Raw genomic sequence first — 15,576 nt, forward strand, 5'->3', positions numbered from 1 at the left:
CTTATATCGGCGTATTTAAGCCGAATAAATATCTTTTGTATGGACACAACAGTGTTGTGTCCTTTGCCTGCGGTAATCTCACTCCTCGCTAACAGCTAAACCAGAAACCACAGGGGCGATCGCATTTAACTTCAACACAGGATGCTCCCCTTCCACCTGGCGGCAATTCCACTCATTTCTAAACAGCAAAACCGGCCTTCCCCAAGTATCTTTTACCGTCACCGTATTAAACAGCCGCCCAACTTTTTCCAGCGCCTCCCAACCGCCGTCAACCCAACGAGCTACACTGTAAGGCAACATATCGATCGTCGTTTCCACATTATATTCCGACTGCATTCTGAACTGCACAACTTCAAATTGCAACTGTCCGACAGCCGCCAAAATTGGCTCGCGTTTCGACTCATCAACCGAATACATAATTTGCACAGCGCCTTCTTCCTGCAACTCCGAAACGCCTTTGCGGAACTGCTTAAACTTAGAAGGATTGGGATTTCTCAAAAAAGCAAAAAGTTCGGGAGAAAAACAGGGAATCCCTTCATATTCCAGTTTTTGACCGGTGTAAATAGTATCGCCGATCGCAAATACCCCCGGATTGTTCAAACCGATCACATCCCCCGGATACGCAACCTCGATCGACTCGCGATCCTGAGCAAATAACTTTTGAGGCCTTGACAAACGCACCGTTTTACCACTGCGAGCGTGAGTCACGTTCATGTCCTTTTCAAACTTGCCCGTACAAACCCGAATAAAGGCCACCCGATCGCGGTGTCTCGGGTCCATATTCGCTTGCAATTTAAACACAAACCCGGTAAAGTCTTCATAAGTTGGCGGCAAGTCTCCGGCGCTGCTCTTGCGGGCGATCGGCTTCATAGCGTAATCTAAAAACGCATCTAAAAACAGTTCGACCCCAAAATTGCTCATAGCGCTGCCAAAGAAAACAGGCGTCATTTTTCCAGCCCGAACTAAATCTAAATCGAGTTCAGTTCCCAACTCATCCAGCAGTTCTAACTCTTCTTTGAGCTGATAGTAAAGGTCTTGTTCCAACAAATCTTCAATGCGCGGATCGCCCAATTCGATGACGGTATCAACAGCAGCACGAGAACCGTGTTTAGCCCGCTCGAATAAGTGAATTTTGCGCGCCCTGCGATCGAAAACACCTTTAAAGCGATCGCCCGTACCTATGGGCCAATTTACCGGATAAGTCTGCAACCCCAATTCCTTCTCAATTTCGTCCAACAAATCCAAGGGTTCTCTGCTAGGGCGATCGAGCTTATTAAAGAAAGTAAAAATAGGCAGACTTCGCAGCTTACAAACTTCAAATAACTTCCGAGTTTGCGGTTCCAAACCCTTAGCAGCATCCTCAAGCATCACCGCATTGTCAGCCGCCGCCAGAGTTCGATAAGTATCTTCGCTAAAATCTTGGTGTCCCGGAGTATCGAGCAGATTAATGTGATATTTTTTATACTCAAACTGCAAAACAGTAGAAGTAATAGAAATTCCCCGCTGCTGTTCCATCGCCATCCAGTCAGAGGTAGCGTGTCGCTGGGCCCGCCGCGCTTTCACAGAACCTGCTTCGTGAATTGCACCTCCGTACAGCAGCAGCTTTTCTGTCAAAGTAGTTTTACCCGCGTCAGGGTGCGAGATAATAGCAAAGTTGCGCCGGCGCTCAACAGCAGTTAGCAGTTCAGTTTCGAGTTCTGTTGTCATTACAAATTAGGTAGGGGAATCATCACCCGATCGCCATTATAGCCTGTGCTACAGTTGCTATTAAAGGTAAAATTATCAATAAAGTCAAGGAAAAGTAATATGTACGACTCTGACAAGCGAAAGCTGCTATCACTGGTGTGCCACGGGGCGATTTTTTTTAGTACGTTACTGTTCTCGATCGGAGCGCCGATCGCTGTATTGTTAGTATCAGATGACCCCGTTGTCAAAGAAAACGCTACAGAAGCGATCAATTTTCACCTTAATGTATGGGTGTACAGCGCCGTAATTGTGGCGTTAACTGTCGTCACTTTCGGTCTTGCTGGCTTTATCCTAGTGCCCCTAGGTTATCTGCTGCACTGGGGACTGACAATAATGGCTATCCTCAGCGTTTTGCAAAATCCTAACCAACCTTACCGCTACCCTTTTATTTTCCGAATAGTTTAGACAGCAAATTGCGCTTCACCATCGATTTCAATAACCCGATTTCTTCTTAAAGAAACCGGGTTTTTAATTGTTTTATAACTCACATTCGTTACTCCCAACTGGCAAATACACTGTTTAAGTGAGAAAGAGGGTTGATTATCGGAAACAATACTCAGTAAAAAAAATTAAAAGTTTGTGAAACTCAGCATCATCCAGTTGGGGATTGCTGAAAATTAACCTAACATTATGAGTGAAATGTTCTTAATCCATAAAAATTCAAAAATTAAAGCACAATCAACTATTAATTATGGTGTCTTCGCCCTGTTGCCGCGCTGTTGTGTACGCTAAGTCGATCTTCCCTTGATGCCGTTTCCCAAACTATGCTACCGCCTTTGGGTTATTTCGCAGAGTTAGGGCGGATATTAGATCGCTCCGAACCATCGTTTTTGCTTTAGCTGTGCTATTTTTGCATCTGGCGATGGTTTTATTGAAATTGTCCACCAATTCTATCTCCACCAGGAGTCTTAAAACTTAATACAATATTTTTCCAATAAAAATCCCGCTCTTGTGGAACGGGAAAGCCATCAGGGTGCATCTATATATATGTTAGTATAACTCATAGGGGGTATAACCCCTCGTAGCTTTATCGAATCTTTACAATCACAAAATTTTTGTAAAGATTGAGGTTTTTATTTGACTGAACAGCCGTTTTATGAAATTAAAATGGAAAATGCTGACATTTATAAAATCAAGTGAGTTTCCTCTGAATAATCAAAATTTTAAGCTCCTTTACCATGCTTCGGCCAGTGGTGGAGCAAATACCATAAGATGCCTACATTTGTGATAAATACCGCTAACTTAAGTACCGTGACCCCGTGAACTAATTCATATATTTCAGGGGGTATACTGATGCTTACAAGCACTAAAACTAAGATTGTTGCCCAGTCTTTTTCGTACCACAAACCAACGGCTTCAACAGCAGTTAAAACTGCATAAAGTGCTGCGATGAGTCCGCTAATTAGTAAGTTTTTGGGGTTAACAATTAGAAGTTTGTCTAAGATGAATTCAATAATTTTCAGTTTGCTTTCTAACAAATAAGATTGCGAAAATTCTTCTAAAGCTTGATGATTTTTTAAGGCGAAAAGCAAAGCAATCGAAGTTACTGTCAAGAGCGAAGCCACAAATGTTTTGTAAAAGACAATTGCGATTAAAGCAGGAGCGTGATGTTTCTTCACCTTAATTCTAGAAAAAATATCAATAATGTGCGATCGCCTGGTTAGGCTGTTTAGGATTTAAAAATTAAATTTTAGTAGAGTGCGTCAGCAATTAGCTAGTCTATTATATCAAAAATAACGCGCTGCTGACGCACCTTACTAAGTTTGAGGATAACGTTGTGCTAAGAAAGAGATAGCAGCAGCCCGATCGCCCAAATCGCCATCCAACTTCGCCGCCAGCAAATCATCCAACATTCGTTTAAACCCAGGTCCCGGCTTATAACCCAAAGCCTTCAAATCGTTGCCATTTAAAGGCGGCTCAACATTCGCCCACTTGGTGAGATATTCCCAAATTTGACGGCGTGCACTTCGCGGACTTTGTAGGGCGATCGCAATTAACACCGGCAACTCATAATTTCTCAACAGCAGCACCAATTGACTCGGCAACTCGCACTTAGGCAAATTCTCTGCTAACTGATTCTTTCCGGCTTCCAAAACTTCCAGCCGCTTAATGCTGTCAGCAGGTAACTGAAGATTTGCAGCCACCTTGCCGCGATATTCCGGTGCTAAATAAGCTATCAAAACTTCCAGCCGCATCTGCCAATCAGGAATATTGATAATAGGAAATGGGGAATTGGGCATCGGGAATTGGGCATCGGGAATTGGGAATTGGGAATTGGGGATAGTTTGTTCCTTCTTCCCTCTTCCTTCTTCCTTTTTCCCTCTTCCCTCCTCCTTCTTCCTGACCTCCTTTACATCCGTTACATCCGTTACATAATCCGTTGCCGAACCTTCCTTCCTTCTTCCTTGCAAACACCGATCGAGCAAACGCAGTTGTCGCCACAACTCCCGATCCAACTCCAAACTAGGATGAATGCAGCGCAAAGCCTGCAAATCTCCCAGCATTTGCAAAGCAACTTTCCAGTAAGGAGCTTGCAAAATGTATTTTAATTCGCTTTTGAGCCGAGTTTCCAAAGCCGGAGCTCGGCCGTTTTCCCCCTGAATTCGGTAATAAATCCCGCTGGCCAAAGCATTGCGGATGTATCCTTCTGTCTGCGGCTCAATTTCAAATCCCAACCGCACCGCAAACCGCACAGCGCGATAAATTCGCGTGGGATCTTCGATAAAACTATTGGCGTGCAAAACTCGAATTTGCTTCGATTCCAAATCCAGCAAACCGCAAAAAAAATCTAACAATTCGCCACTGCGAGGAACACCCAACCGCACAGCCAGCGCATTAATTGTAAAATCCCTGCGGTACAAATCTTGGCGAATTGAACTCGCTTCAACTTCAGGATTTGCAGCCGGATAAGGATAAAATTCAGTGCGAGCCGTAGCGATATCCACCCACAGCGAGCCGAAAGCAGAGTCTTTGTGCCACAAAAGCGCGGCGGTTTGAAATTGACCGTGAACGTCCAAACGCGATTCGGGGTAAAGTTTTTGCAGCGATGAAGCTAACTCGACACCAGCACCGGAATCGTCGGAACCGCACTTTCCATCCACAACCAAATCAATATCTGTTAGCGCCAGTGTGTCATCCGTGGCTAAGAGTAAATCCCGGACTGCTCCACCCACAATATAAAGTTGCCAGCCGCGGTTTTGGGCAATATTGGCGGCGATCGACAATAATTGCCATAATTCGGGACTGATGCGCGATCGCAACAACTGCTCAACCGATTCGGGCACGGCACAATAAGACAATTCTGCATTGCTTCCCCTGTCTCGCGCTTTTTGCTGGTGCAATTCCCGCAACACGTCAGTCCGGGTAACAATTCCCACGAGTTGACCGTTTTCCAATACTGGCAAGCGCCCGATATCGTATGTCACCATTAAAGATTCAATTTCCGGCAGCAAGGTATCCGGGGCGATCGTTTTTAACTGCGGACTCATGTAACCCTTGACGGGGGCGTGACTGAAACCGTGGTGCAGGGCAATGTCAATGTCGCGGCGCGAGATAATGCCGGCGAGTCGATCGTCCGCATCCACCACAGAAAGCCCCGAATGTCCGTAACGTAGGAGGATACGGTGAGCTTCCCCCACCGATGTTTCCGGGCGAATACTCCGCACTGGAGACGACATTAACTCGCGCGCTGTCGGAGGGTGGGGAATTTGAGTTTTGAGTTCGTCAGCTAACTGATTTAAAGTCAGCAGGGGGTCAACATCGCGGGTGGCGAGGGAAGCAGCGCGGGCGTGGCCTCCGCCGCCGAAGGGTTTGAACAATTCGCTGAGGTTTGTTCCTTCGATGCGCGATCGACCGATAATAGTTAATCGATTGGAAACTGGCGATTCGGGAGCGATGTTGCGGTTGTTTTCGTTTTCGCTAAATTTATAAACATTACCTAACAGCAGAGCATCGGTTTCAGTTAAATCGAGCAAGCGAGAAGCCAGAGAAGAAAGTCCGGGAACGTAAGCTTCAGTAGATAGCAGCACCCAGGCTACGCTGTAACCGTGCAAAGTTTCCGATCGCAAATTATTCAGCGCTTCTCTAAGCAAATCTTGCAATTGAGGAGACAAACCGGGTTCTACATATTCAGCTATTACCCCCAAACTCGCTCCCTGTTCCATCAACCAAGCCAAAGCTATTGCATCTCGCGCAGTTGCACCCTCAAAGGTAAGGGAACCTGTATCGACGTGGATGCCGAGGGCCATTACTGTTGCTTCCGAAGGCAGAAGGCGGAAGGGTATGTCGCTGTTTTCTGCTTGATTTTTGAGCTTTTCGACAATCAATGTTGTGCTGGCTCCGACTGCTTCGATCTGCGTAACAGTAGCGGGGATGTCTGAATGCGCCTCTAGGTGGTGGTCGAAAATAGCAATTTCCCTTACTTGTGGCAAATCCAGCCACTCGGCGGCTTTTCCCAAACGATCGCGCCCGGAGGCATCAACTATAGTAATCGATCGAATTTGTTGCGGATTGACCGATCGACGTTCAATCAGTGGGTACTCGTCGCGGTGTAGCGCCAAAAAATCCCGCACTGTCGGGTGACATCCGCCCGTCAATACGATCCTGCTACCGGGGCGCAGCACGCAAAGTCCCACCGCCGCTCCCAAGGCGTCAAAATCTGCTGTTGTGTGGCACAAAACTAAGTCCATAGCCGAAAATCCCGCATCTCTAACTCAAACAGTAGCAATTTCTCGCCCTCTGAAACCGGATGTGTCGATCGGGCTTTAAGTTAACCTTTCCAGTTTTCTGTGCTGTAACGAACAATGATAAAATTGATAAAAATCTTAAGAGCCGCTGATGCCTGTTCGCGCAACGCCCGAATTTGCCTGGGTTCTTTCGTATCAATCAACCGACAATCTCCCGATCAATTATCGGGAAACTGTCAAAAACTAGAATTTGGAAGATTTTTTTCGGTTCTGGGAAACTATTTCCGATCAACGCACGGTTATATCGAAAGGAGAAAAGATGTTATCAATTCTGTTTCAAGTGGTTTTACTGGGTCTGGTACTGCTGTCTTTTGTGATGGTCGTTGGCGTGCCAGTTGCTTATGCCTCTCCCCAAAACTGGAATCAGTCTAAATCCCTGATTTATGTCGGATCGGGTCTGTGGTTTTTGCTGGTTATTGCAGTGGGTGTATTGAACTTTTTAGTCGTTTAATTTCACCCAAGTCTATCGAATAAAGAAGGTAAAAGATAGAAGGATGAAGGCATTCACCAGTGATTGAAAGGCATTCGGCAGAAGCTAGGAATTTTCCAGACCGCGCGATCCTGTATGTTTTTGCACTTGAGATTCAGATGAGATGCTGCTGCTTTCTGACTTTTGCCTTCTCACAAAAAAAAACTAAAATCTAAAACCTAAAATCTAAAGTAGAGCATTATGACTGTTTTCGAGGGAACTTTTACTCACACCGAATCTTTGCGATTTGCGATTGTCATCGGTCGTTTTAACGATTTGGTGGTTAACAAACTTTTGGAGGGATGTCAAGATTGTTTGAAACGCCACGGGGTTGATATTAATCCTCATGGCTCTCAAGTGGACTTTTTTTGGGTTCCGGGAAGTTTTGAGATTCCTTTGGTGGCGCGCCAAGCTGCTCTTTCTCACCGCTACGATGCGGTAATTTGTCTGGGTGCGGTAATTCGGGGCCAAACTCCTCATTTCGATTTTGTGGCTGGTGAGGTTGCTAAGGGAATTGCTGCTGCTGCTTTTCAGACAGGGGTGCCGGTGATTTTTGGGGTGGTGACGACTGACACGATGCAGCAAGCTTTGGAAAGGGCTGGAATTAAAAGCAATTTGGGCTGGAATTATGCGATGAGTGCTTTGGAAATGGGCACTTTGATGCGCCAAGTTAAGGGTTTGGGAACACACTCTTACGGTCACTTAGCTAGTGGATCTGCTGCTCAAGTGCTTTCGGGCGAAGCAAATCTGGCGATCGCCCCCGATGTCTCGTCCGATCAAATCCCCTCGTAAGTTCGGATAGCAGTATTTTTAAGCTCAAAAAACATCAAGATTTGCATCGGGAAAAATATTAAGACAATTGTGGGGTGGTGATTATGCCCGCCCCCAAGGTAAAAATTCCACTGGTCGCCGCCGAGCCACAAATTAGACCATTACCTTGCCAATAGGCAATGAGTGTGATATCATAAAATGTTCTTAGAAATAGCGCAACACTAACTATTACTGCATGGCAACGAAGCCAACGATCGCATTTACTCACCTCGGCTGCGAAAAAAATCGCATCGATACCGAACACATGATTGGCTTGCTGGCTCAAGCGGGCTATCAAGTCGATTCTAATGAAGAATTAGCCGATTATGTTGTAGTCAATACTTGTAGTTTTATCCAAGCTGCGCGAGAAGAGTCGGTCCGCACCTTGGTAGAATTGGCAGAAGCTAATAAAAAAGTAGTTATCACCGGCTGCATGGCACAGCATTTTCAGCAGGAATTGCTGGACGAATTGCCAGAAGCAGTCGCAATTGTCGGCACTGGCGACTATCATAAAATCGTCAATGTTATGCAGCAGGTGGAAAAGGGCGATCGAGTTTCCCTCGTCTCTTCAGAACCTACTTACATCGCTGACGAAACTACTCCCCGCTACCGCACGACATCGGAAGGTGTCGCTTATCTGCGAATAGCAGAAGGCTGCGACTATCGCTGTGCATTTTGCATTATCCCGCACTTGCGCGGAAATCAAAGGTCGCGGACGATCGAATCTATTGTCGCGGAAGCTAAGCAATTAGCATCCGAAGGGGTAAAGGAAATTATCTTAATTTCTCAAATTACCACCAACTACGGCAAAGATATTTATGGCGAACCGAAACTAGCCGAACTACTGCGTGCTTTGGGTGAAGTAGATGTACCTTGGATTCGGATGCACTACGCCTATCCTACAGGTTTGACTCCGCAAGTTGTCGCAGCCATCCGCGAAACGCCCAACGTTTTGCCGTATTTGGATTTACCCCTGCAACACTCGCACCCGGAAATTCTGCGGGCGATGAATCGACCTTTTCAAGCCGGGATTAATGATGCTATAGTCGATCGGCTCAAAGCAGCACTTCCCGGCGCGGTGATGCGGACAACTTTTATTGTCGGCTTCCCCGGCGAAACCGATGAACACGCAGCACACTTGCTGGAATTTGTCAAACGCCACGAATTCGATCACGTAGGAGTTTTCGTATTTTCGCCAGAAGAAGGAACCCCAGCCTTCAGCTTGCCCCAGCAAATACCAGCAGAAATAATGGAAATGCGGCGCAATTCGGTAATGGCGGCACAACAACCTATATCATTGAAGAAGAATCAAGAGTCTGTCGGTCAGGTAGTTGATGTCCTGATAGAACAAGAACAACCAGAGACAGGCGAGTTGATTGGTAGATCCGCTCGGTTTTCCCCAGAAGTAGATGGACTCGTCTATGTGACAGGAGAAGCGCGGCTGGGATCGATCGTATCTGTGAAAATTACTGGTGCAGATGTCTACGACCTCTACGGTCAAGTGTAAGTATTGCTGTAACTGTTGCCTGAGACGGTGCGGCGAACAAAAACCGGACACGAGCCAAAAATGATTAGCGGATTGTGCAACAAAAGTAACGGTTAGTACACAATTGTGCAAAGATATGTAGCAAAGGGGTTCTAAACTTTTTTAGCCCCTATCTGGCAATCGACCCTCCCCGTCGGGGTGCGGTAATCTCTACAGAACATCGGAAAATTTTAACGAATTTAATGTTTTGTTTCTGAATGTAAAGAGTTATGATGATAACAAGCCAGAAATAAGCGGGGATAATTTGAGATTGCTTCGCCGTCCGCCCTACACCACAACGGTATCCCGAAAGAGTGTTGAGATGGATAGGCGGTAACGGTCGCCCCATCCCCCGCTCAATCCCGCAGGCGACGGATTGCGGGATAGCGCCTGAACCAAACAACCTGTTACTACTATGTAGTGAAGTGGGGCTGGTCATGATCCTCACTATAAAATGCCTAAGAGGGAAAGCTTGCAAGTACCTCAAAGGAAGTCCAATGTCCTGTTTTAAGAATGTTGGAAGCCTATAACCCGACCCCTGGCGGTTGGTATCGGTGATGTCACAAAATCAAAGACGGCTGTCGAATTGGTAAATTTAGTCACCATCGACGGAGCTGCCCTATACTCGATTGCTATTTAAGAAGGTGCGCGCAGGCGCAGCACCATAAAGAACTCTTATGAGTTCCTGCCCTAGAGCAGAAATCCGCATCCGAGTTGGGCAACTTAGAAGGCTAAGACTCGTTATTAGGAGCATTAATGAATTTATTGTTTGAAGGCTTAGGTCTTTCGGAAGAACTCGTTCTCCATCTGGAAACACTAGGCTTTACAGAACCTACTCCCATCCAAGTACAAGCAATTCCGCACTTGCTAGCAGGTCGCGACGTTGTGGGTCAAGCCCAAACAGGGACAGGCAAAACGGCAGCATTCTCGTTGCCCATCTTGGAGCGGATTGATTTAGATGTAACTGCGGTGCAAGCACTGGTGCTGACGCCGACTCGCGAATTGGCGATGCAAGTAACTGAAGCCATCCGTGATTTGAGCGGCATCAGCAGCGACGGCCCGGTAAAAGTGGGTCGCTCTCTGCAAGTTCTGACAGTGTACGGCGGTCAATCGATCGAGCGTCAAATGCAGCGTTTGAAGCGCGGCGTTCACGTCGTTGTCGGTACACCCGGACGCATATTGGATATGCTCAGCCGTGGCAGCCTGAAACTCGACAAGGTAAAGTGGCTGGTTTTGGATGAAGCTGACGAAATGCTGAGCATGGGCTTTATCCAAGATGTGGAAAAAATCTTGGATGCTGCACCAAAAGAACGTCAAACGGCATTTTTCTCGGCGACGATGGAAGCTTCCATTCGCAAATTGGTGGCGCGGCATTTGCGTAACCCAGTCAACGTCACCGTAGAACAGCCAAAAGCAACGCCAAAGCGCATCAGCCAAGGCGTGTACATGATTCCCCGCGGCTGGTCGAAGGCAAGAGCCCTACAGCCAATTTTAGAAATGGAAGACCCGGAATCTGCACTGATTTTTGTGCGGACTCGGCAGTCGGCTGCAGAACTCACCAGCCAACTTCAAGCAGCAGGTCACAGCGTTGACGAGTATCACGGTAATTTGAATCAGGCACAGCGGGAACGTTTGTTGCATCGGTTCCGCCAATGTCAGGTGCGCTGGGTAGTGGCGACTGATATTGCGGCGCGGGGTTTGGACGTGGATCATTTGACTCACGTAATTAACTACGATTTGCCCGATAGTGTGGAAAGCTACGTTCACCGGATCGGACGCACGGGCCGGGCTGGTCGCGAAGGAACGGCGATTACGCTGATTCAACCGGTCGATCGCCGCAAACTGCGCTTGATTGAACGCCACGTGCGATCGAGCTTGACGGTGCGAAACATTCCGACACGGGCGCAAATTGAAGCACGTCAGTTGGAAAAGATGCAAGGTAAAGTTCGCGAAGCTTTGGCTGGCGAACGGATGGCATCTTTCTTGCCTCTGGTGTCTCAGTTATCCGAGGAGTACGACTCCCACGCGATCGCCGCTGCTGCTTTGCAAATGGCTTTCGATCAAAGCCGTCCTGCTTGGATGGGCGCTGATTACGCTCAACAAGAAGATCCCCCGATTGGTGCAGAAAACAGCGTCAAGCCAATCTTGATCAAGAAACGCGCTAAGACTCCTACGCCAAGTAATTCTGTAGCGCCGACTTTTTCTGGAGCACCGAGTGCTCCTGTTCCCCAGAACAGCTAATTGGTAGGGTGCACAATGTGCACCTTATTTAGAATTTTTGTAGAGATGCGATCGATCGCATCTCTACTTTTTTTATGGGTATAACACTCTATGGGGAATAAAAATCACAAAAAAGCTCTTCGTTCGTTGAACAAGCGGATTGCAGAACACGAAGAAAAGATTAGACTGGAATATGAGAAGGATTTTCCCGATGAAGGCTTAATCCGGCATTGGGAAAGTGAAATTCGAGCTTTTGAGAAAGGAATTCAGCAAGCTTTAAAACGATTGGGTAAATAAAGATGCAAGTTAGAGATCGGACAATTTCTGTAACTAATTCTACACTGAGAACGTTAATTGATGAATTGGGTACTGAGTGTCAAAATGTGATTACTTTAATCCATCAGCTTCAGTTACCTGATTTGAGCGATCGACAAAAAGCTGAAATTCTAGCAGACTTCCTCAGTGCTGCAATTCATCTGAACGTTCACTGCGGTGAGGATTTTCAGACGCTAGTCGCTGAAGAAATGGCAAAATTGTCGGATGAGGATGAAGAGGATTAAGGAGACGCGGGCGATTCCCTACGGGATAGCTTCGCTTCACGCACATCAGGAAAAAGCCCTCCAGTCAACTCACCGAAGAGCTAAAAAACCTCATAAATCAGGAATAAAGTCCTTACTACAAACTTGTGAAGGGGGACTTTTGCACTGTTGTTTAATATTTCAGTTTAGCTGCGTGTTCACAAGAATTTTTTGCACGCGATCGCCCTTAATTTCCAAAATCAAATTAGAAGCCTTTTGGTCATTGCTGTAAGTCAAGCGAGTCACTTCACCCCGCACTGATTGCGACCCGTAACCGTAAGCTTTAACGACTTTTTGGCTGTTATCTCCTAGCTTCACACCATCAATTGTCAGAAACTTGGGATTGGTAGTAGAAACTAAATAAACTTTGCCATCCCATGCTGCTACCGTCAATCCTGAGTATGTTAGCGTGCGGATCTTGCCGCCAATGCCAAGTCCAGCAGGTTTAGTTTCGTCGCGCTGCGGTTTTCCCAACTTGCGTTTTGCCTCTTCTACAGGCATCCCCAACCGAACGCCGCCAATCCCCAGGCGCGAATAGTTCAGTGCCGTCGGCTTTTGTGTCGCGCTGAGCATTCTTTCTAGAGTCGCAACAGTTTGATTCATAGCAGGAATAGGACGAACTAAAGCAGCAAATCCTAAGCTCGAAATTGCGAGATTCATCATGATGCCAGCGACGGCTGTTGTCACAAATATTTTTACCATTTTTTTATAGCTTTATTTGGCAATGTATTCGCGCGATCGCCTGCTAGATCCGGATTGATACTAATAGGACTTACACAAACACTCCTGGACGCACGGCGATGCTCTGAAACCCATTTTTTTTACCAAAACTACAAAAAGAAACCCGGTTACCATAAATCTTAGGTTTAACAGCGACGTATTCAGCAAGAAACCGGGTTTGTAGCGCCACCTAGGTAAGTCCTGACTAATATTTTTTAAGCTTTGAAAACCGCCAATTTCGGGCGCACCGAATTTGCTCCCGCACAAGCTTGCGTCCGCCTGCGAGGACTGAAAGAAAGAATAAAGTAGGTAAATCAAGGGAAATTGCTGTGATATCCTAACAAAAGCCATATCTGCATAAAATAAGTAATTTAGATGACCGCAACAGATTCTACTAAGCACCAAAAATCCAAGGCCCTCAAACCGGGTAGCCGCCGCCCCGCTAAAGAACTTTGCAGCGAGTGCGGTTTGTGCGATACATATTACATTCATTATGTCAAGGAATCTTGTGCTTTCTTAACACAGCACATAGCGGAATTAGAAGAAGAGATTCACGGGCGATCGCGCAATCTCGACAATCCGGACGATTGGTATTTCGGAGTCAGTCAAAACATGATGGCGGCTCGAAAAAAAGAGCCGATCGAGGGTGCTCAATGGACGGGGATCGTCAGCACAATTGCGATTGAAATGCTCGAAAAAGGAATTGTAGAAGGCGTTGTTTGCGTCCAAAATACTAAGGAAGACCGCTTTAAACCGATGCCGATAATTGCTAGAAATCGCGAAGAAATTCTCGCAGCCAAAGTAAACAAACCAACTCTCTCTCCCAATCTTTCAGTATTAGAACAAATCGAAAAATCGGGGATGAAGCGGCTGTTAGTAATTGGCGTCGGCTGTCAAATTCAAGCTTTGCGAACAGTTGAGAAAAAACTCGGTTTAGAGAAGCTCTACGTTTTGGGAACTCCGTGCGTGGATAATGTCAGCCGTGCAGGCTTGCAGAAATTTCTAGACACGACTAGCCGTTCTCCCGAAACGGTGGTTTCTTACGAGTTTATGCAAGACTTTAACGTTCACTTCAAACACGAAGATGGTTCGGAAGAAAAAGTGCCGTTCTTCGGGTTGAATACTAAAGAATTGAAAGATGTTTTTGCTCCTTCTTGCTTGAGCTGTTTTGATTATGTGAATTCTTTAGCAGATTTAGTTGTGGGCTACATGGGCGCACCTTTTGGCTGGCAGTGGATTGTGGTGCGAAATGACACCGGGCAAGAGATGTTAGACTTGGTAACGGATCAGTTAAATACTCAGCCGGTGATGTCTAAGGGAAACAGAAAAGAAGCCGTTCAGCAAAGCATTCCGGCTTACGAAAAAGGAGTGACTTTGCCGATGTGGGCGGCGAAGTTAATGGGAGTTTTTATTGAGAGAATTGGGCCAAAGGGTTTGGAATATGCTCGGTTTTCGATTGATTCTCATTTCACTCGCAATTATCTGTACGTGAAGCGCAATTACCCGGAGAAATTAGAGGCTCATGTACCGGAATATGCTAAGCGGATTGTGGGGCAGTATAAGTTGCCTGAGTGAGGTAATTCGGAGAGTTTTTAATAGCTATTTTGCAGGGACACGGTATTGCCGTGTTTTTTTGTATACAGTTCAGAAAATTAGAGGCACAAGATTATGATACTTATATTTGCACAGAAACACATGAATTTACCAAAGTCGATCGCACTTACTTGTTGTGGGCTTCTAGCATTTTCTGGAAATGGAGTGTCGGCGAAAGCATCAGAAATGCGAGTGGAAAACAGAACATTTGCTGACTGGTGTCGCGACAAAGATTCTTTGAGTCCTGAAACTAACCATACTATTGAGCTACTGTTGAAGGAAGCAGGGACTACTGAGTGCGATGCGGCTAATCAGCAACTTTCGAGGGTCACACAACTCGACCTCAAGGTCAAAGAAATCAGCGACCTCAAACCCTTACAATCCTTGACTAACCTGACTGTCCTCGACCTCCGCAACAATAACATCAGCGACATCAAACCTTTGCAATACTTGACTAACCTGATTTATCTCAACCTCGACAGCAATCAAATCAGCGACATCAAACTCTTACAATCCTTGACTAACTTAACTGTACTCTTCCTCGACAACAATCAAATCAGCGACATTAAACCGCTAGAATCTTTGACTAACTTGACTTCGCTCTGGCTCAGCAACAATCTTCTGGGCGACATTAAACCGCTAGAATCTTTGACTAACCTGACTTTGCTCTTCCTCAGCAACAATAAAATCAGCGACATTAAACCGCTAGAATCCTTGACTAACCTGACTTTGCTCTTCCTCAGCAACAATAAAATCAGCGACATTAAACCGCTAGAATCCTTGACTAACCTGGCTTTTCTCGTCCTCGGCTACAATCAAATCAGCGAAATCAAACCGCTAGAATCCTTGACTAACCTGAGGGTGCTCGACCTCCTTGTCAATCAAATCAGGAACATCCAACCCTTGAAATCTTTGACTAACCTCACTCGGCTCGTCCTCGCTAACAATCAAATCAGCGACATCAAACCGCTCGAATCTTTGACTAAACTGACTGATCTCTACCTCAGCGAAAATCCGATTGCTCCCAAAACTTGCCCTCTCAAACCAGAGTCTATCTGTAAGTGGGAACCACCAAATCAACCATAAAACTTTACTGTTCCGAAAATTATAGGTAAAAAATTATGACACACATCACCCTAATTATGATTTGAAAGTCCGCGTAGGCGGACT

General features: G+C 46.1%; 13 protein-coding genes. 9 read left to right on the forward strand and 4 right to left on the reverse strand.

Translation table 11 applies throughout. The annotated features are described in order from the left end of the window. Window positions 1–78: 78 nt before the first annotated feature. On the reverse strand, window positions 79–1,707 hold the full coding sequence (prfC, locus tag QUA53_RS01695) for a peptide chain release factor 3 (protein WP_190735310.1): 1,629 nt from the start codon (window positions 1,705–1,707) through the stop codon (window positions 79–81). 99 nt (window positions 1,708–1,806) lie between these two features. Between prfC and QUA53_RS01700 the strand changes: the two genes are divergently transcribed. Then, entirely contained in the window at window positions 1,807–2,151 is a 345-nt protein-coding gene (locus QUA53_RS01700) for a DUF4870 domain-containing protein (protein WP_333094550.1), read from the forward strand. Between the two features lie 758 nt (window positions 2,152–2,909). On the opposite strand, the gene QUA53_RS01705 is transcribed toward QUA53_RS01700, so the two are convergent. Both QUA53_RS01705 and QUA53_RS01710 read right to left on the reverse strand, forming a co-directional pair. Then, entirely contained in the window at window positions 2,910–3,365 is a 456-nt protein-coding gene (locus tag QUA53_RS01705; RefSeq protein ID WP_333094551.1) for a DUF2127 domain-containing protein, read from the reverse strand. Between the two features lie 138 nt (window positions 3,366–3,503). Next, entirely contained in the window at window positions 3,504–6,434 is a 2,931-nt protein-coding gene (locus tag QUA53_RS01710; protein WP_333094552.1) for a CBS domain-containing protein, read from the reverse strand. A 316-nt stretch (window positions 6,435–6,750) separates the two neighbouring features. Between QUA53_RS01710 and psbZ the strand changes: the two genes are divergently transcribed. The 6 genes from psbZ to QUA53_RS01740 all read left to right on the forward strand — a co-directional run bounded on the left by psbZ (window position 6,751) and on the right by QUA53_RS01740 (window position 12,075). Continuing rightward, window positions 6,751–6,942 carry a photosystem II reaction center protein PsbZ gene (gene psbZ, locus QUA53_RS01715; protein WP_190735314.1) on the forward strand — a complete coding sequence of 64 codons (192 nt, stop codon included), beginning with the start codon at window positions 6,751–6,753 and terminating at the stop codon, window positions 6,940–6,942. A gap of 219 nt (window positions 6,943–7,161) precedes the next feature. Beyond that, entirely contained in the window at window positions 7,162–7,752 is a 591-nt protein-coding gene (ribH, locus tag QUA53_RS01720; protein ID WP_333094553.1) for a 6,7-dimethyl-8-ribityllumazine synthase, read from the forward strand. A 214-nt stretch (window positions 7,753–7,966) separates the two neighbouring features. After that, window positions 7,967–9,277: a 30S ribosomal protein S12 methylthiotransferase RimO gene (gene rimO, locus QUA53_RS01725; RefSeq protein ID WP_333059616.1), complete on the forward strand. Its 1,311-nt coding sequence runs from the start codon at window positions 7,967–7,969 to the stop codon at window positions 9,275–9,277. A 774-nt stretch (window positions 9,278–10,051) separates the two neighbouring features. Next, entirely contained in the window at window positions 10,052–11,536 is a 1,485-nt protein-coding gene (locus QUA53_RS01730) for a DEAD/DEAH box helicase (protein WP_333094554.1), read from the forward strand. A gap of 90 nt (window positions 11,537–11,626) precedes the next feature. Beyond that, a complete protein-coding gene (locus QUA53_RS01735; protein WP_242725046.1) occupies window positions 11,627–11,812 on the forward strand; it encodes a hypothetical protein in 186 nt (61 codons plus the stop codon). Between the two features lie 2 nt (window positions 11,813–11,814). After that, window positions 11,815–12,075 carry a hypothetical protein gene (locus tag QUA53_RS01740; protein WP_333094557.1) on the forward strand — a complete coding sequence of 87 codons (261 nt, stop codon included), beginning with the start codon at window positions 11,815–11,817 and terminating at the stop codon, window positions 12,073–12,075. A gap of 159 nt (window positions 12,076–12,234) precedes the next feature. On the opposite strand, the gene QUA53_RS01745 is transcribed toward QUA53_RS01740, so the two are convergent. Further along, window positions 12,235–12,795 (reverse strand): hypothetical protein, encoded by a 561-nt coding sequence (locus tag QUA53_RS01745; protein ID WP_333094558.1) that lies wholly within the window; start codon window positions 12,793–12,795, stop codon window positions 12,235–12,237. Window positions 12,796–13,188: 393 nt separating this feature from the next. Here QUA53_RS01745 and QUA53_RS01750 point away from each other — a divergent pair, with 393 nt between their 5' ends. Next, a complete protein-coding gene (locus tag QUA53_RS01750; protein ID WP_333094559.1) occupies window positions 13,189–14,388 on the forward strand; it encodes a Coenzyme F420 hydrogenase/dehydrogenase, beta subunit C-terminal domain in 1,200 nt (399 codons plus the stop codon). 93 nt (window positions 14,389–14,481) lie between these two features. Continuing rightward, window positions 14,482–15,492, forward strand: coding sequence for a leucine-rich repeat domain-containing protein (locus QUA53_RS01755; RefSeq protein ID WP_333248639.1), 1,011 nt, complete (start codon window positions 14,482–14,484; stop codon window positions 15,490–15,492). Window positions 15,493–15,576 lie beyond the last annotated feature (84 nt).

The sequence above is a fragment of the Microcoleus sp. Pol12B3 genome, assembly GCF_036701355.1.
In the GTDB taxonomy this organism is placed as follows: Bacteria; Cyanobacteriota; Cyanobacteriia; order Cyanobacteriales; family Microcoleaceae; genus Microcoleus.